This window comes from Prevotella pallens ATCC 700821 (genome assembly GCF_000220255.1).
GTDB lineage: Bacteria > Bacteroidota > Bacteroidia > Bacteroidales > Bacteroidaceae > Prevotella > Prevotella pallens.
Genome location: NZ_GL982513.1, coordinates 1,632,367 through 1,649,271, shown reverse-complemented (window position 1 = coordinate 1,649,271; position 16,905 = coordinate 1,632,367). Strand labels below are relative to the sequence as shown.

Annotated in this window: 16 protein-coding genes; 13 read left to right on the top strand and 3 right to left on the bottom strand. The window is 41.1% G+C overall.

The window, feature by feature from the left end; genetic code table 11:
- From HMPREF9144_RS06475 to HMPREF9144_RS13700, 5 genes are all read left to right on the top strand, one after another.
- Positions 1-246: TIGR04149 family rSAM-modified RiPP (locus HMPREF9144_RS06475; RefSeq protein ID WP_006045115.1), on the top strand; the 246-nt coding region annotated here is incomplete at its 5' end.
- Between the two features lie 95 nt (positions 247-341).
- Positions 342-1,583 (top strand): radical SAM peptide maturase, encoded by a 1,242-nt coding sequence (locus HMPREF9144_RS06470; RefSeq protein WP_006045114.1) that lies wholly within the window; start codon positions 342-344, stop codon positions 1,581-1,583.
- Entirely contained in the window at positions 1,580-2,800 is a 1,221-nt protein-coding gene (locus HMPREF9144_RS06465) for a hypothetical protein (RefSeq protein WP_006045113.1), read from the top strand. Before HMPREF9144_RS06470 ends, HMPREF9144_RS06465 begins: the two co-directional genes overlap by 4 nt.
- 3 nt (positions 2,801-2,803) lie before the next feature.
- Entirely contained in the window at positions 2,804-4,990 is a 2,187-nt protein-coding gene (locus HMPREF9144_RS06460; RefSeq protein ID WP_006045112.1) for a peptidase domain-containing ABC transporter, read from the top strand.
- Positions 4,987-5,469 carry a hypothetical protein gene (locus HMPREF9144_RS13700; RefSeq protein WP_006045111.1) on the top strand — a complete coding sequence of 161 codons (483 nt, stop codon included), beginning with the start codon at positions 4,987-4,989 and terminating at the stop codon, positions 5,467-5,469. Before HMPREF9144_RS06460 ends, HMPREF9144_RS13700 begins: the two co-directional genes overlap by 4 nt.
- A gap of 50 nt (positions 5,470-5,519) precedes the next feature.
- Here the strand turns inward: HMPREF9144_RS13700 and mobC are convergent, their stop codons facing one another.
- The 3 genes from mobC to HMPREF9144_RS06440 form a co-directional block, all read right to left on the bottom strand.
- Positions 5,520-7,526, bottom strand: coding sequence for a conjugal transfer protein MobC (gene mobC / locus HMPREF9144_RS06450; RefSeq protein WP_006045110.1), 2,007 nt, complete (start codon positions 7,524-7,526; stop codon positions 5,520-5,522).
- An 84-nt stretch (positions 7,527-7,610) separates the two neighbouring features.
- Entirely contained in the window at positions 7,611-8,891 is a 1,281-nt protein-coding gene (mobB, locus tag HMPREF9144_RS06445) for a conjugal transfer protein MobB (protein ID WP_040595619.1), read from the bottom strand.
- Between the two features lie 16 nt (positions 8,892-8,907).
- Positions 8,908-9,327, bottom strand: a complete 420-nt coding sequence (locus HMPREF9144_RS06440) for a plasmid mobilization protein (protein WP_006045108.1) — start codon at positions 9,325-9,327, stop codon at positions 8,908-8,910.
- A 589-nt stretch (positions 9,328-9,916) separates the two neighbouring features.
- Between HMPREF9144_RS06440 and HMPREF9144_RS06435 the strand changes: the two genes are divergently transcribed.
- The 8 genes from HMPREF9144_RS06435 to traJ all read left to right on the top strand — a co-directional run.
- The gene (locus tag HMPREF9144_RS06435; protein WP_006045107.1) at positions 9,917-10,720 is read left to right on the top strand and encodes a division plane positioning ATPase MipZ; all 804 of its coding nucleotides are present in this window, start codon (positions 9,917-9,919) and stop codon (positions 10,718-10,720) included.
- The gene (locus HMPREF9144_RS06430) at positions 10,707-11,234 is read left to right on the top strand and encodes a DUF3408 domain-containing protein (protein ID WP_006045106.1); all 528 of its coding nucleotides are present in this window, start codon (positions 10,707-10,709) and stop codon (positions 11,232-11,234) included. The genes HMPREF9144_RS06435 and HMPREF9144_RS06430 overlap by 14 nt, the downstream gene beginning before the upstream one ends.
- The gene (locus HMPREF9144_RS06425; RefSeq protein WP_006045105.1) at positions 11,231-12,001 is read left to right on the top strand and encodes a hypothetical protein; all 771 of its coding nucleotides are present in this window, start codon (positions 11,231-11,233) and stop codon (positions 11,999-12,001) included. Before HMPREF9144_RS06430 ends, HMPREF9144_RS06425 begins: the two co-directional genes overlap by 4 nt.
- A 133-nt stretch (positions 12,002-12,134) precedes the next feature.
- Entirely contained in the window at positions 12,135-12,434 is a 300-nt protein-coding gene (locus tag HMPREF9144_RS06420) for a DUF4134 domain-containing protein (RefSeq protein ID WP_004342556.1), read from the top strand.
- A gap of 4 nt (positions 12,435-12,438) precedes the next feature.
- Positions 12,439-12,774: a DUF4133 domain-containing protein gene (locus HMPREF9144_RS06415; RefSeq protein WP_006045104.1), complete on the top strand. Its 336-nt coding sequence runs from the start codon at positions 12,439-12,441 to the stop codon at positions 12,772-12,774.
- Positions 12,771-15,284, top strand: a complete 2,514-nt coding sequence (locus HMPREF9144_RS06410) for a TraG family conjugative transposon ATPase (protein WP_006045103.1) — start codon at positions 12,771-12,773, stop codon at positions 15,282-15,284. Before HMPREF9144_RS06415 ends, HMPREF9144_RS06410 begins: the two co-directional genes overlap by 4 nt.
- A gap of 27 nt (positions 15,285-15,311) precedes the next feature.
- Entirely contained in the window at positions 15,312-15,941 is a 630-nt protein-coding gene (locus tag HMPREF9144_RS06405) for a DUF4141 domain-containing protein (protein WP_004353763.1), read from the top strand.
- Between the two features lie 55 nt (positions 15,942-15,996).
- On the top strand, positions 15,997-16,905 hold a 909-nt coding region (gene traJ / locus HMPREF9144_RS06400), incomplete at its 3' end, for a conjugative transposon protein TraJ (RefSeq protein ID WP_006045102.1).

Sequence of the window (16,905 nt, the reverse complement as noted above, 5' to 3'; positions counted from 1 at the left end):
TTTAATAAATTAAAATCATTGATTATGAAAAAGATCAGTATGATTGAGCTCTCAAGAAGAGCTATGGGCGCACGCGAAATGAATGCGCTTACTGGTGGTAACGTTTGTGGTTGTGGATGTCATGGTTCGTCTTCAACCCAAGCTAATGCTAATGCTAACTACAAAGGGAGCAAATCATCTAGTGGTTCCCAGACTGTAGTAATTGCAGATATGAACGATGGACAAGTTGTGGTACGTAATCCATAAGCAGTCACACCCTTTAGAAGGGGGCGTATGAATTAGATCTAAGCCATGCACCCCCTACTTTATTCCTTAGTATATTACCTTCTAAACTAAGATAAATGCAACAATTAACAGCAGAAGACGTAAAATTATTTTTTGCTAATACTCAACAAATTACATTTGAGGTCACGGAAAGATGCAATTTAAATTGTAAGTATTGTGGTTATGGAAGTTTGTATAACAACAAAGATCCTAGACATAATAACAATCTGACTACAAATGATGCTCTTGCTCTTTTGAGAAAGATAAAAGAGCTTTGGAGTAAGGGATATGACGTATCAGGACCTTCTGTGATTCATATTAGTTTTTACGGAGGTGAGCCTCTTTTAAATATGAGTCTCATTCGTCAAATAATTGATTATGTGGAATCTGAAATGAAAACATTTTCCAAGGATTTCCAGTTCTCAATGACAACAAATGCTGTTTTATTGCGTAAATATATTGACTATCTTGTAAAAAAGAATTTTCGTTTGCTCATCAGTCTAGACGGAGACGAGTATGCTAATTCTTATAGGGTCGATACTCGCGAGCACCCTTCGTTCCACAAAGTTATTGATAATCTAGATTATATCAAAACAGTATATCCAAACTTTTTTCTTAATAATGTAGATTTTAATTCGGTTATAACCAACCGGACTACTAATAGTTCTACAATATCCTATATTCAGAAACGTTATGGAAAAACACCTTCAACTAGTGAAATCAACAATGTTGGCATCAATCCTCTGATGTTGAGAACTTTTCAAGAGATGTATCAGCCTAAAAATGATGATTTAAGTATTCAAGAGGAACATACCCCTGACTCTTTTAAGCATGCACCAAAATTTGAGAATGTGGCTAAATATTTCCAAATGTATAGCGAATATTTTTTCTCAGATTATAATGAATTGTTGTATTTATCAAATACTAGCAAGAGTAAACCTCCAACAGGGACATGCTTACCTTTTACCAAAAAGATTTTTATCTCCGCGTATGGAAAGATCTTTCCATGCGAACGAATTGGATTTACATATTCTTTAGGGAAAATACAAAATGGAGTAGTAGAACTAGATTATCAAAATGTCGCAGATAAATACAATTCATATTATTCTAGAATAAGTCCAGTTTGCTCAAAATGTAGAGACTATAGGGGATGTTTAAATTGTTTTTTTAATACAGGTCAGTTGGTATCTCCTAATGCAAAATGTAATTACTTTGTTACCCCAAAAGAATTTCAACTGATGCAAGAAGAAATATATGACTTTGTGAGAACTTTTCCGGAGTCTTACGAGTATATTATGACAAAATATGAAATAATATGATGGCAGAAAAAAAATGGATTTGCTTATCCGAAAAGAGCTTTGTCGATTTCATCAATGACAAATCCGTATTTATGTATAATGCGGAAATCTATTCTATATTATATACTGAAAATCCTGATTTTCTTACACTTCTACATGAATTACAAAATCCGGCTAATCTAGGAAGTATCGAATTCTGTGATGAGAATATGAATAATGTTGTTCTTGAAGCTATAAACAAAGGATTACTGTACATAGAAAATAATAGTAATAAACCATTGATTTTATTACCCATTCTTAATCTCCAACGGGATTTAGAAAGGGGCGATTGTATTGAACATCAAATATCAATTATGGGAAATAAAGCAAGGTTTGTAACAGGGATAAATATCTGCATAAATATACCCTTTCCCAAAGTCAATAATAAAGTCGATGCGGCAAGAATGGAGACGTTTTCTCAATTATTTGTCAGAACTTCTAATATAGAAAATGCGAAATCTTTATCTTACGAAAATCTAAAACAAATATTAAACTCCCTTTTTATCACAAGCATTAAAAATATAGACTTAATTATCAACTTGTCTTCGATGGAAGATGGTGAAATAGAAAGGCTGTCTTCTTTGCTTGAAAAATATCCATATAATTACAGAATTCATAGCTATATTGATGGTATGACTTACCAGACCATAAAAAAGATTTCTCTGGTTCATAAGAATATATCCTTGATTTTGTACTTTGATCGATATACTGTTGGAAAAAGTCAACCGTATTTAGAATCAGTATTTGTTTCAAATATGAAGAATGTTAGTTTCTGTAAAGTCGTATATGGGAAAGATGATATTATTTTTGACTCTCACGTAGATCTCAAACCAATATGGACAAAAGATAATATTGACTTCTTAAAAGAGTTTGTTTATCTTTCTTGGCATGATATAATCTCAACTCGTCCTACGATAAGGGAAATTATGAGAAATACTAAGTTGAATTATAATTTTTTTGGCATTTTGGATATTTTGCCTAATGGAAACATTTTACCTCATGGTTCTAATATTTGTATAGGGAAGATTACTGATAAAAACTTTATTGTAAACTCTGTAATAAATGAATTTAAAAATAACCGTTCATGGCGATTAACAAGAAATCTTGTTGATTGCAAAAATTGCAAATTTAGATATATGTGTCCTCCAATATCTGCCATTGAACTTGCTTCTAATGAATTTAAAATTTGTAATTCGTAATACATGTTTACAAATAAATTTCCGTGTTATACCCAACTCAATAATATGGATTGTGGTCCGACATGTCTAAAAATGATATGTTCTTTTTATGGCATCAAACAAGATGTAGAATTAATTCGAGATCTTTGCTGTTTTTCAAAAACAGGTGTGTCTCTCCTTGCTCTTCAGCATGCGGCCGAAAAACTTGGTTTTGAAAGTATTGGTGTTAAATGCAAATTGGAGGAACTAAATGAAATGCCTCTACCATGTATTCTTCATTGGAATCAAGGGCATTATGTCGTTCTTTACAAAATACAGAAAAGAGGAAACGATTTTGTTTTTTTTGTGTCAGACCCTATTGGATATAGATTCTCTTATTCTTCCAAAGAATTTTCAAATTGCTGGCTATCTGCTGATGATCAAGGTGTCCTTTTGTGCTTGGAACCCAATGTTAATTCCCGAAATGATTTTCAGGTAAAAAATGCTAATAATACTAAGAATAATGTTGGTCTTTTATCGTATCTAAAAGGCTATAGGACTCAGTTTACAAACATCTTAGCAGGGATATTATTTACTTCTATTCTGACTTTACTTCTCCCTTTTTTGACGCAGGCAATTGTAGATATTGGAATAGCACATAAAAACATAAGCTTTATAAAACTTATTCTTATTGCTCAACTTGTATTAATTATTGGAGCTAATTCTGTAGATTTTATAAAAAACTGGATTTTGCTTCGAGTCGGGATGAGAATAAATATAACAATTATATCTGACTTTATATTGAAAATAACAAGGCTTCCCATTAGTTTCTTTGATCAAAGGATGACTGGAGATATCTTACAACGTATAGGAGACCATTCTAGAATCAAAGATTTTCTTACAGAGACTTGCCTTACTTTTACACTTTATATTTTTAATATACTTATTCTTGGTACAATTTTGTTAATATATAGTTGGATTATCTTTGCCATATTCTTTATGGGAAGTGCGATTTACTTAATTTGGGTTGCTTTTTTTATGAGAAAACGTGCAGTTCTTGACAACAAGCTATTTGCACAAAATGCAGCAATTCAAGGAAGCCTATACGAACTTGTATACGGCATGCAGGAAATCAAACTCAATGGATGTGAGGATCAAAAACGATGGAAATGGGAAAAAATTCAAGTGCAGATTTACAATATCTTAAGAAAGGGTTTAACTATATCTCAATACCAAACATCTGGAGGAATAATAATTAATCAAGTTAAAAATGCAGTAATAACAACAGTAGTTGCTGTTTATACAATTAATGGGCAATTATCATTGGGTATGATGATTGCTATTCAATTTATTATTGGACAATTAAATAGTCCTATTGAACAACTGATAGGATTGATGCATAAATATCAAGATGCCAAATTAAGTAATGAAAGACTTAATGACGTTTATGCAATTCCAAATGAAAATGACGATCAAAGTAAGCAAATTATAGGATTTGATGGTGATATTTCTTTTTCTAATGTTTCGTTTAAATACGACAAATTGGATGAACAATATACATTGACAAATATAAATTTAACTATTCCGAAAGGGAAAACTACTGCAATCGTTGGCTTGAGTGGAAGTGGAAAAACTACTTTGTTAAAACTGATATTAGGATTTTATGTCCCGCAAGAAGGTGAAATTTATATTGGAGGCATTGCATTATCTGACTGTGACATCAATCAATGGAGAATGAAATGTGGTGTGGTAATGCAGGATGGCTATATCTTTTCAGATTCTATATCCTCTAATATATCTCCCAAAGAGGAGGATATTAATCTTGAACAAATGAAGTTTGCCGCACATGTGGCTAATATAGACTCTTTTATAGAGTCATTACCTTTAAGTTATAAAACCCAAATAGGGCATGAAGGGAAAGGCCTAAGCCTTGGACAGAAGCAGAGAATTTTGATAGCTAGAGCAGTATACAAAAAACCTCAGTTTATCTTTCTCGATGAAGCAACAAATTCTTTGGATGCAAATAATGAAATACAGATAATGGATTCATTAAATAAATTCCTTGTAGGAAAAACATCAGTAATTATAGCCCATCGGCTTAGTACTGTGCGAAATGCAGATAAGATTATAGTGATGGACAAAGGTAAAATCGTTGAAGAAGGAAAGCATGAATCCTTAATAGCAATGCGTGGATTATACTACACATTGGTAAAAAATCAGTTAAATATATGAAAACACAAAATTTACACAGCCCAGAATTTGAGAAAGAACTTTATTCGGAGGTGTCTTTCCTTGATAAATATGGCATGTTTATAATTGTATTACTGTTAAGTCTTACTATTTATGTTGCTTCTAATTATGTTTTAAGAGAATCACATTCGGTAAATTCGATAAATGAAAATACGAATTACACTTCTATTAAAGGAAAAGTGTATACTCTTAGCATTACAATGATTGGGAATTTTTATATGTTTTCAAAAGACTGTAAATTAATAATAGACAATAGGCATATTCCATGTTCAATTTTGGCATTTAGTGAAGATAATCAACGAAATGAAATAATGATAACATTTGTATCATCTGAAGAGTTAAGTTCACATCAGATAGAATCCACTAAGAATGGATTCGTGAAAGTTGAATTTTGTGTATCCTATAGAACTTTAATAATTAATCCTATTAAATCATTGCTGTTTCGCAATAAAAAAGATTAAAGAAAATTCATCATATGATTTTGTTAGAAGTTGTTGTTATGAATTTAAAGCTACGACGGCTTTATTAAATTTGATAAACTCGGATTTTGTTTTATCCTTTCAATTTCATAATCCACCAGTGAACGTATTTCTAGTTTCACTTTTCGGTAATTGAATTCGATAGTTTCTTCCAGATTATCGGAGCCATCTTCGTTTATAAAGTCCACTATCACGGGTATGGGCTGGTAGGCTTTCATTTCAGCAGAGACTTTTGCACTATTCACGATAATCTCCGCATGGAAGATCTTTTGTTCGATTCGCTCATCAAAGTTGTCGGACACAGCACCAACAAACATTCCCTGTGTAAGGTTGCTGATTTTGGAAGCAGGGATAAGGCTGTCCATCTGCGTGGAAATGGAGGTGGACTTATCGTTGCGATTGATGGTCATGGATTGTCGCTGTTGAAGAACCTTACCAAACCGCTCACTCAATGTCTTGGCAGTTTCTCCAACTACCTGCCCGGAGAACACATTACCTACTGTATTCTGAATGACCTTACTTTCTTTGTCTCCATAGTCTCGTGTAAGCTGTGAGAAGTCCTGAAAGCCCAAACATACCGCTACCTTGTTGCTTCGGGCTGTGGCAATAAGATTATCCAAGCCACGAAAGTAAATGGTCGGCAACTCATCGATAATCACTGAAGATTTGAGTTGCTTCTTCTTGTTGATGAGTTTCACGATACGGCTGTTGTAAAGACCGAGTGCAGCCGAATAGATATTCTGTCGGTCGGGATTATTACCAACAACAAGGACTTTCGGCTCATTAGGGTTATTGATGTCAAGTGAGAAATCGTCACCTGTCATCACCCAATAAAGGGCAGGGCTTATCATTCGAGAAAGTGGTATCTTGGCACTGGCAATCTGTCCCTGCAACTGGTCCTGCGCTCCACCCTCCCATGCGTCCATAAAGGGAGAAAGATAATTGGCTAGTTCATCGTATGAGGTGAGTATCGGGAATATCTGAGCATAGGGGCGGTTCAGAAACTCGATGGCATGAGGAAAGGTGCAATACTTTCCGTTCTCATAGATTTTCAGAAACCAGATGATAGCAGCCAGCAGGATAATCGGAGACTCCACAAAGAAATCCCCCTGCTTCTGTATCCATGAACGGTTGAGGTTGAGCATGATGGTGTAGGCACTCTCGTAGGCATCCGATATATCCGTCATAAAGGCAGGATTGATGGGATTACATCGGTGCGACTTGCGTGGGTCGTCAAAGTTAATCACAAAGAACTGTGGTTTTACCTTGTAAGCGTCCAAATGCTGGAGCAGGTGATTATAGGCAATCTCGGAAAGGTCTGGGAACTTGTAGTCGTAGATGTACATGGCAAAGCCTTTCTCTATCTGCTGCTTGATGTAGTTGTTCACGATAGCGTAGGACTTACCAGAACCCGGTGTGCCGAGCACCATTGAGGCACGGAACGGATTGACTACGTTAATCCAACCATTGTTCCACTTCTTCTTATAGTAGAAGCGTGTAGGAAGATTGACAGAGTATTCATTCTCCATCAACCGAGTTTCCTGCATGAAACTCTCGTTCTCTGTGTTGAAAACATCGTCCATTAAATTATTCTTCAATAGTCGGCTCATCCATACGCCACCCATCAGCAGGCAGATATAGCCAACGGAAAGTGTGAAGATGTAGAGCGAAGCTGCCCCGATCTTACCGATGGGCAATACCAATAGCCACCAGTTGAGAAAGAAAAAGACAAAGCCTGAGAAAAGCACCGTCCAAATCTTTGCCCACGTGACTTTCTCCTCTTTCACCCCCTTTGTTCCCAGGCAGGAGAGAGCAAGGAATACCACACAAAAGAGTTTTGTCCAGAGGATGGACGAAAACAATCCTGTGGTACGCTGGAAATTCATCAGTATCTTATCAATAATTCCAAGCGTAACCCCCCAGACATGAAATGCCTCATAGCAGAACCAATAACAGTTAATAAGGAGGAATATCACGGATATGCCCCGCATAAAGTCCATGACCTTACCCAATGCCCTTAAATCATCTTCCTGTGCCATAATTATATTGTTTTTATATTTGTTGTATTATCGTTATTTGAATTGCATTTGAATGCTGTTCAAACAAAGTTTGAAACACCTAACCTATCTTTTCTTTCGTCTAAGATTAACCTTATTTTGTCTACGGAGTTTACGCTGCCAAGCCGCCTCCTTCCAATCATCGTTGCCCGTAGATACGAAAGAGTCCCCCACCATATCCTCGATAAGTTCATCGACAAGGTTGTCGCTTTCCTCCGTATTTAGCTGCGAAGGGTGAACGGTTGCAGATTGATCCAAACGGGCAGACAGACTGCCATACTGCGTTTCATCTAAGAACGGATTATGTGTTGGATTGGAGAAATAGCCATTGAATACGTTAGCGGCATATCCCTTACCCAATCGGGAGCCATTAAGCGCAATGCCCTCCTTGTCGTCAATGAACGTGATGCCATAGATGCGCCCACCCTCATTCTTTCGGATGACCACCCACAAGCCCTGTTCCTCCAGTCTTTGCTGAAGTTCTTCCTCCGTCTTCGGAGAGGAACGCATTGTTTGCAAAACCTTGTTTCTGATAGCAGGTATCAATGGCTTGATAGCTTGTTTCGACTTTTGCATCCTGTTCTGTACGGCAGTATAGCCCACACCACGACCGATGTCGGAGGCATGGATGGGTGTGCTTACCTTGTCACCCTTATCATCAGTTGGGACATAAACCAGTCCGTCATATTTCTTTCCCCGAAACTCTGTCTTAACTTCCTCCACTGCAAGATTGTATATGGAGAGGATGGCATTCAATTCTCCAAGTGAGCAGAACTCATAATGCTTTAGGACAGAGAGAAGCATTTCGGCTACTTGTTCCTTGATATTCCCTTTGGTGGTATCAATTTTAGATACTTCCTTCATTTCCCTATCAGTTACTTTTGAACTTGGAATAAGGCTATATTTCCTTTCCAAGGCATCGGTAATCTGCTTGCTCCTTCGCTTTTCAAACTTGTCGTTGATTTTCTTTCCCTCACCATCTATCCGAAGCGATACGATGTGTATATGCTCACGGGTAATGTCGTTGTGTTTGAAGACGATATAGGGCTGTTTGCCATAACCGAGTGTCTCCATATACTCCTTGGCAATCTGCATGAGTGTTTCATCAGAGAGTTTCTCGTCTGGGTGCGGATTGAGCGAACAATGGAACACCATCTTTTTTGTTCGGTGTTTCTCCGAGATAAGTGCTTGCATATCGGTAAATACTTCAGCCATCGTATAAGTTCCCTCTTTGTTTTGATACAAGCCTTGAGCAAGGAGAATGCTTGCTTCCCCTTTCTCCACCTTTTTGAAGTTGTAGCCCAATGCCCCTCCGAGGTTCTCCGTTGCTGAAATTTTTGCTATCATTTTTCTAACTAAATTCTCAATACTTCTTCTTTCTATAATCAATGGTTAGATTGATAGCCTGCTCTTGTAAGGTGATAATTTGAGCCGATAAATGTTCCAACTTTTCAAGCAGTATCTGTGCGGTTTTCACGCTGTGATAGCTGTTGATGGCACGTACGGCTTGATTATACAGCACGCCAATCTTGTGGATTTGTGCCGTGAGTTCTGAGAGTTTTCGGTAATATTCGACGGCAGATTTGTCCACCGTAATCACTTTGAAACTCTCTCCAAGGATACGACCACGCACGAAATCCGACTTGGTTTCTGCGCCTGATTTATGGAACAAATCAATCGCCCGTTGCTGGTCTTTGGGGTTGGGCAACCGTACATGCCAGTTGTCCCAACGTGGCTTTTCTGCGGTTTTTCGTTCTGAACCGTGTTCCGTATCCTTATTCATAATCTCTTCTGTTTTTTAATTACGACTTTGGAGTGATTCATCCCCTTCGGGGCAAGGGTCTTTGTGGTACAAACTATGGTTTGTGTTACAAAGACACACCTTGCCAATATCAAGAGTTGATACGATTGAAGTATCCACCCTTTTGGGGTGTCTGCTTCGGGACGTTACCTCCATGTATTATTCTCGCCTGCAAAGTTACGGCAGATTTTCAAATATCTCATTATCAGAGATATTCACTCTTTTTCCTCGTATTTCCCTACACTTCATCGTTGTAATAAAATCAGCAGAAATATCATTTATTTTGCAATCAGAACGAGCGAACAATGGTATGATAACACAAGCAAAAGATATATCATATTACCGCCTGCTTGCACCAAAGATGAAAAGAAGGAACAATACATATTCATAACAATTTATTGTCATGACAAACTATTGTCAATACAACAAATTGTAAGAACTTGAAATCGTCCTTTTGGACTATCGCCCGAACCATACGCAGTCAGAGCAAACTGTCTGCTGATGACTCTTAATAATGAGAGAATATCCAAACATCAAATAGACAAATAATATGAACTAAGAAATTATCATTATGGAGAACAAAGAACAACGCCCCCTTTTTCTGGGCTTCTCTTCCCAAAAGGGAGGAGTGGGAAAAAGTACTCTTGCCGAAATCGTAAGCAGCATATTGTACTACGAACAAGGCATCAACCTCTTCGTGATGGACTGCGACCTGTCGCAAGACTCTTTCTACAAACTGAGGGAACGTGAGAAAAGTATCGTTCAAGAGAGCGAAGAGCTTTCCAAATCCATGCAGGAGTACTTTCATCACCTTGGCAAAAAAGCATACAGAATTTACAAGTCTGCACCCAAGGAAGCCGTCAGGACTGCACGAAGTAAAATCGAGGGTATCAGCAACGAGAAGTACCAGTTGGTTATATTTGATTTCCCGGGACATGCCGGAACAACCGAACTGATGGAACTGTCCCTTCAGATGGACTATATCCTTTCTCCGATTGAAGCCGACATTCAGTCGCTGGTTTCATGTCTGGCATACGCCAAGACTATCACGGAGATTGGAGTTTCAATGTCCGACTCTCGGATAAAGGACATTATCCTGTTCTGGAACAAGGTGGACAGAAGAGTAAGGAACATCATCATCGATGAATATACAAAGCTCATCAACGAATACGAACTCACGCTCCTGCCTGGCTATGTATATGCCACGCACCGCTTCTCTCACGAACTTTCCACATACGGACTGCGCGGAGTGTTCCGCTCTACCTATCAGCCTCCTGCAAGGGGATTACGAATGGGTACAGGGCTGGACGAACTCGTCAATGAGATAATTCAACGTCTCAACCTAAAAACGAAAACAGAAAATGGCAACGATTGAGGAAAGAAAGCAACAGCTGGAAAACAAGCTGAAGAAAATGGCAGAGGACAATGTCGTGGTAAAACCTGTCACGATACCAAACTCCTTCGACCCTTCCGAGGATACTGAGTCCTCCCCTGCAACATCAGGGGAGGAAGACAATAATTTAGAAGAGACGAAAGAAACGAAAACAGCAAAAGAAAAACCGGTAGATGAAATAGAAAGAGAGGAAACGGGGAACACGGAACAGAAACGGGAAAGGAAGCCGAGAATGGAAAAGCCCGGCGTGTCCTCCCTTTCCATAGAGGACTACCGTTCCCTGTACTTTCATCCCGTCCGCTCCCAAATGCGGACAGCCTTCTCCATTAATCTGGAAACGCTGCAGAACCTGCGCAACGTGTTGCAGGACTTGGGGGAGCGTGTTTCCATAGCCGCATATATAGACAACATTCTTAGGGAACACCTGCGTGAACATTTGGAATTGCTCAACAGTGCGGCAGCAAAACAAAGACGCAAGACAACAATAACACTATGATGGAAACAATACTTTTCAGTTTTATACTGATACTCATCATCATTTGGATAATGCTGGGTATCCTGTACTTCTATATGCGGTATGTATCTCCGTATGGCATCCTTATCAAGAAAAATAAAAAGGGCAATGAGCAGACTAAGGAGAATGAAGCGACGAAGGAAAAAGACGGACAAAAAGGAGAAGGAACAGAAGATCAAGCCGAGTTTGTGCTGATTGGCAAAAGCCGTTCCATTTCCCCTATTATCCCACAAGTTCCCTCTGCTTCTTCATCTGAAAATTCAGAGCAGAATACTAATAATTTTGCACCTCAGAACTCCGAAAAGAAAGAGGACATGAAGGAAGAGGACAACGAGATGGACGTTGATTTCGAGATGGAGCGAGTTGATGAGAATGAGGTCGCCCGTGAGGAATTAATTCTGCCCATTGAGCCCACATCGGACGAAACCGAGATGTCAGGGCAGTCCGTCCTCGCACGTGACTTAGTCCGCCTGCAAAAATGGGCAAAGAACTGTGAGGAGGCTGATGAGAAAGAAGTCAAAGAGACCATTCGGCAGCTTCAAGACTCAGATCTATTGGATAAGTACAAGGAGAACATCGCTAAGATGCAGGGTGAGCAAACTTCGCTATTGGAGAAAATCCGTAAAGCGGAAGAACAAAGCGAGCAACAAGCAATGTTGTTTTCTCAAAACTCAATACCGGCAGATTCAAGCGCTTCTGACACTTCATCCGATAATGACGATGACAAGCCTCTTTCATATTATCTGTAAACAATCAACGCTGGAAGCGGGAAAAGAAAACGGCTCATTAACAGTTACAAGGTTTCCACATGAAAATGTGCCTCTCTTTCCCCTTCCTTTTAAGAACAAGCAATTTTATCACACTTAAAATTATAACATACAAATGAACAAAAAAATTACACTGATGATGCTCCTGCTGATGACTGCCACCATAGGAGCATACGCACAAGGCAATGGTATTGCCGGTATCAATGAAGCTACAAAAATGGTAACCTCCTACTTCGATCCCGGCACGAAACTCATTTATGCCGTAGGGGCGGTAGTGGGGTTAATTGGAGGCATTAAAGTGTACAACAAGTTCTCAAGTGGTGACCCCGATACGAGCAAGACCGCAGCCTCTTGGTTCGGTGCGTGTATCTTCCTCATTGTGGCAGCCACTATCTTGAGAAGTTTCTTCCTGTAAGGCGATGGCTGCATTTGAAATCAACAAGGGTGTAGGCCGGACGGTAGAGTTCAAGGGCTTGAAGGCGCAGTATCTCTTCCTCTTTGCAGGAGGACTGCTGGCTGTCTTCATTCTTGTGGTCATTCTCTATCTCTGCGGAGTCAGCCAAGTAACCTGTCTTGTCATAGGTGTAGTGGGTGCCAGCCTTGTGGTATGGCAAACGTTCACCATGAACAGAAAGTACGGGCAATACGGACTGATGAAAAAGGGAGCAGTGCGTATGCACCCACGCTACCTTGTGAACCGCCGTACGGTCTTCCACCTTATCCGTAACCTTCAACCAAAGAAAGCGAAGAAATGAGAAATAAAAGCAAGATAACGACCCTTGAATCGAAGTTCCCGCTACTCTCCATAGAGCAGGGCTGCATGGTGAGCAAGGATGCTGACATCACGGTGGCTTTCCGTGTGGAACTTCCCGAACTCTTTACCGTCACCTCTACAGAATACGAAGCAATGCACTCTGCCTGGCACAAGGCTATAAAAGTGCTACCCAATTACAGCATCGTACACAAGCAGGACTGGTTCATTAAGGAGGACTACCAAGGAAAGCTCTCCGATGGCAGCCTGAGTTTCCTTGCCCGTTCCTCTGAACGGCACTTCAACGAACGTCCGTATCTCCACCATTCAGTCTATCTCTTCCTTACCAAGACGAACAAGCAGCGTATGGCACAGCAGAGTAATTTCTCTTCGCTCTGCCGTGGTCACCTGCTGCCTAAGGAAATCACCAACAAAGACGAAGTGATGAAGTTTATGGAAGCCGTAGACCAGTTCGAACGTATCATCAACGATACCGAGCAGCTAAGGATTGTCCGCATGACTGAAGAAGAATTGATAGGTACAAAGGAAAAAGGCGGTCTCTTGGATCGTTATTTCTCCCTCTCGGAAGAAGGACACGCCTCGTTGGAGGACATCCGCTTGGGCGCAGACCTTGTGCGTGTGGGCGACAATATGCTTTGTCTGCATACACTCTCCGACACGGACGACCTGCCGACAACGGTCAGCACGGACAGCCGATATGAACGACTGTCCACCGACAGAAGTGACTGCCGTCTTTCCTTTGCCTCTCCCGTAGGGCTGATGTTGCCCTGCAATCATATCTATAACCAGTACCTCTTTATCGAGGATAGCGACGCCAACTTGGAACGCTTCGAAAAGCAGGCAAGGAACATGCACTCATTGGCACGCTACAGCCGTAGCAACCAAATCAACGAGGAGTGGATACAGGAGTATCTCAATATTGCTCACTCACAGGGGCTGACATCTATCCGTGCCCATTTTAACGTACTGGCATGGAGTAGCGACAAGGAAGAACTTCGCCAGATCAAGAATGACGTGGGCTCTGCACTTGCTCTTATGGAATGCCACCCTCGCCACAACACCATTGATGCGGCAACGCTCTACTGGGCGGGTATTCCCGGCAATGCAGCAGACTTTCCTGCAGAAGAGTCGTTTTATACTTTCATCGAGCCTGCCCTCTGCTTCTTTACGGCAGAGACGAACTACAAGGATTCACTCTCTCCCTTCGGCATCAAGATGGCAGACCGCCTTTCGGGAAAACCTGTTCATCTGGACATCTCGGACTTACCAATGAAAAAGGGAGTCATCACCAACCGTAACAAGTTCATCTTGGGTCCTTCGGGTAGTGGTAAGTCTTTCTTTACCAACCACATGGTACGCCAGTATTACGAGCAGGGGGCGCACGTCCTCTTGGTCGATACGGGTAACTCATATCAAGGCTTGTGTGAACTTATCCACCGCAAGACTAAGGGCAAGGATGGTGTGTATTTCACCTATACCAATGAAAGTCCGATATCCTTCAACCCTTTTTATACGGATGATTACTTCTTCGATGTAGAGAAAAGGGAGAGTATCTGCACGTTATTACTTACACTTTGGAAAAGTGCTGATGAACATATTACTAAGACCGAGGCAGGCGAACTTGGTTCTGCTGTAAACTCCTATATCGAGCTTATATGTGCAGACCATAGCGTTATACCCTGTTTTAATACTTTCTATGAGTATCTGCGGGACGTGTACCGCAAGGATATGGAAAAGCGTGACATCAAGGTAACACTCTCAGACTTCAATATCAACAACCTCTTAACTACTTTAAAGCAATACTATAAAGGCGGACGATATGATTTCCTGCTGAACTCGGACAAGAACATCGACCTACTCTCCAAACGCTTCATCGTCTTCGAGATTGACCAAGTGAAGGACAATAAAGACCTCTTTCCAGTGGTAACGATTATTATCATGGAAGCCTTCATCAACAAGATGCGCCGATTAAAGGGTATCCGCAAGATGATACTCATTGAGGAAGCGTGGAAGGCGATTGCTTCGGCAAATATGGCGGACTATATCAAGTATCTCTATAAGACGGTGAGAAAGTATTTCGGGGAAGCCATTGTCGTAACGCAGGAGGTGGACGATATCATTCAGTCGCCCATAGTCAAGGAAAGTATTATCAACAACTCTGACTGCAAGATACTGCTCGACCAGCGCAAGTATATGACCAAGTTCGATGGCATACAGGCTATGCTCGGCTTGTCTGAAAAGGAAAAGAGCCAGATACTCTCCATCAACCAGAACAACGACCCCAGCCGACTCTACAAGGAGGTGTGGATAGGCTTGGGCGGTATGCAGAGTGCCGTCTATGCTACAGAAGTGAGCATGGAGGAATACCTCACCTACACCACGGAGGAAACCGAGAAGGTGGAGGTGATGAACAGGGCTGCACAGCTTGGTGGGGATATCGAAACGGCTATCCGTCAGCTTGCCATAGAGAAAAGAAACAATAAAAAGAAATAAGTACAAACCATCAAAACTATAGTAACAATGAAAAAGTACATTTTCATGGCTCTCTTAGGATTGAGCCTTTCTGTTCCCAAAGCTCACGCACAGTGGGTAGTAACCGACCCTGGCAATTTTGCCGGCAACATCGTCAATTCGGTCAAGGAGATTGCCACCGCCTCGAAGACGGTGAAGAATACCCTTGACGGTTTTAAGGAGGTAGAGAAACTCTACAACGACACCAAGAAGTATTATGATGCCCTCAAGAAGGTGAATAACCTCATTGGTGATGCCTATAAGGTCAAAGAGTGCATCCTTATGGTGGGTGATATCTCGGAGATTTACGTCACCTCGTATAAGAAGATGCTTTCGGACAAGAATTTCCGCCCTTCGGAACTCGCGGCGATGGCTTCGGGCTATGCCAAGCTTCTGGAGCAGAGCGGTGAGAGTCTTAAGGAACTAAAGTCCATCGTTAAGAGTAATGTCTTCTCGATGAACGACCACGAACGAATGCAGGCAATCGATCGTATCTATACTACGCTTCGGGAAAATCGCTCGCTCGTTTCCTACTATACAAGGAAAAACATCTCTGTGAGCTATGTGCGTGCAAGGGAGAAGAACAACCTTGCCTCTGTTAAGGCACTCTATGGTAATACGGCAAGCAGGTATTGGTAAATCCACAGACTAAAAAAAGAACTTGAAAGAACTTTCATAAAACACACTTTTGCTTATGGATTTTGCCAGTTTACATGAGCTGCTACGCTCAACCTATGATGAGATGATGCCGCTCTGTGCCCAGATGACGGGCATTGCCAAGGGCATTGCGGGCTTGGGAGCACTCTTTTATATTGCTCTTCGGGTATGGGCTTCCATTGCCCGTGCCGAGGCGATAGATGTCTTTCCCTTGCTGCGCCCCTTCGTGCTGGGCTTTTGTATCATGTTCTTCCCAACAGTCGTACTGGGTACGATGAATGCGGTTCTCTCGCCTGTAGTGCAGGGTACAGAGATGATGGTGCATCAGCAGGAGGGGAACCTTGCCGAGCTTACTGCCAAGCGAGACAAGTTGCAAGAGGAAGCCTACCTTAGAAATCCTGAAACAGCCTACCTTGTCTCCAACGAGAAGTTCGATGAGAAGATAGAGGAAATGGGCATCATCGGACCTGAAGATGCTGTGACGATAGCGGGTATGTATGCCGAGCGTGCTGCCTATCAGACCAAGCAATGGATTATGAAGATGGTACACGATCTTTTAGAACTTCTGTTCCATGCTGCAGGACTTATCATCGACACACTGCGCACCTTCATACTCATCGTCCTTGCCATTCTCGGTCCGATAGTCTTCGGCATTGCCGTATGGGATGGTCTTGCAGGCTCACTTACGGCATGGTTCTCACGCTATATCTCTGTCTACCTGTGGCTGCCTGTCAGCTCTATTCTTACGGCACTGCTTACAAAAATACAGGTGCTGATGATAGAGAAGGATATAGAAGCGCTCAGTGACCCTAACTACCTACCAGATTCGGGGACGTGGTATTACATCGTCTTCTTCCTTATCGGTATTGTAGGCTACTTCTGTGTACCTACCGTGGCAGGCTGGATTATCGAAGCTGGAGGAGGTATCGGCTCATACGGTCGTAAT

Bases quoted from the DNA above. Each gene is read 5' to 3' on its own strand.
- HMPREF9144_RS06470 (WP_006045114.1), top strand. From the start codon at position 342: ATGCAACAATTAACAGCAGAAGACGTAAAATTATTTTTTGCTAATACT.
- HMPREF9144_RS06415 (WP_006045104.1), top strand. From the start codon at position 12,439: ATGGCTGCATTTGAAATCAACAAGGGTGTAGGCCGGACGGTAGAGTTC.
- HMPREF9144_RS06465 (WP_006045113.1), top strand. From the start codon at position 1,580: ATGATGGCAGAAAAAAAATGGATTTGCTTATCCGAAAAGAGCTTTGTC.
- HMPREF9144_RS06435 (WP_006045107.1), top strand. From the start codon at position 9,917: ATGGAGAACAAAGAACAACGCCCCCTTTTTCTGGGCTTCTCTTCCCAA.
- HMPREF9144_RS06405 (WP_004353763.1), top strand. From the start codon at position 15,312: ATGAAAAAGTACATTTTCATGGCTCTCTTAGGATTGAGCCTTTCTGTT.
- HMPREF9144_RS06425 (WP_006045105.1), top strand. From the start codon at position 11,231: ATGATGGAAACAATACTTTTCAGTTTTATACTGATACTCATCATCATT.
- HMPREF9144_RS06440 (WP_006045108.1), bottom strand. From the start codon at position 9,327: ATGAATAAGGATACGGAACACGGTTCAGAACGAAAAACCGCAGAAAAG.
- HMPREF9144_RS06410 (WP_006045103.1), top strand. From the start codon at position 12,771: ATGAGAAATAAAAGCAAGATAACGACCCTTGAATCGAAGTTCCCGCTA.
- HMPREF9144_RS06430 (WP_006045106.1), top strand. From the start codon at position 10,707: ATGGCAACGATTGAGGAAAGAAAGCAACAGCTGGAAAACAAGCTGAAG.
- mobC (WP_006045110.1), bottom strand. From the start codon at position 7,526: ATGGCACAGGAAGATGATTTAAGGGCATTGGGTAAGGTCATGGACTTT.
- HMPREF9144_RS13700 (WP_006045111.1), top strand. From the start codon at position 4,987: ATGAAAACACAAAATTTACACAGCCCAGAATTTGAGAAAGAACTTTAT.
- HMPREF9144_RS06420 (WP_004342556.1), top strand. From the start codon at position 12,135: ATGAACAAAAAAATTACACTGATGATGCTCCTGCTGATGACTGCCACC.
- mobB (WP_040595619.1), bottom strand. From the start codon at position 8,891: ATGATAGCAAAAATTTCAGCAACGGAGAACCTCGGAGGGGCATTGGGC.
- HMPREF9144_RS06460 (WP_006045112.1), top strand. From the start codon at position 2,804: ATGTTTACAAATAAATTTCCGTGTTATACCCAACTCAATAATATGGAT.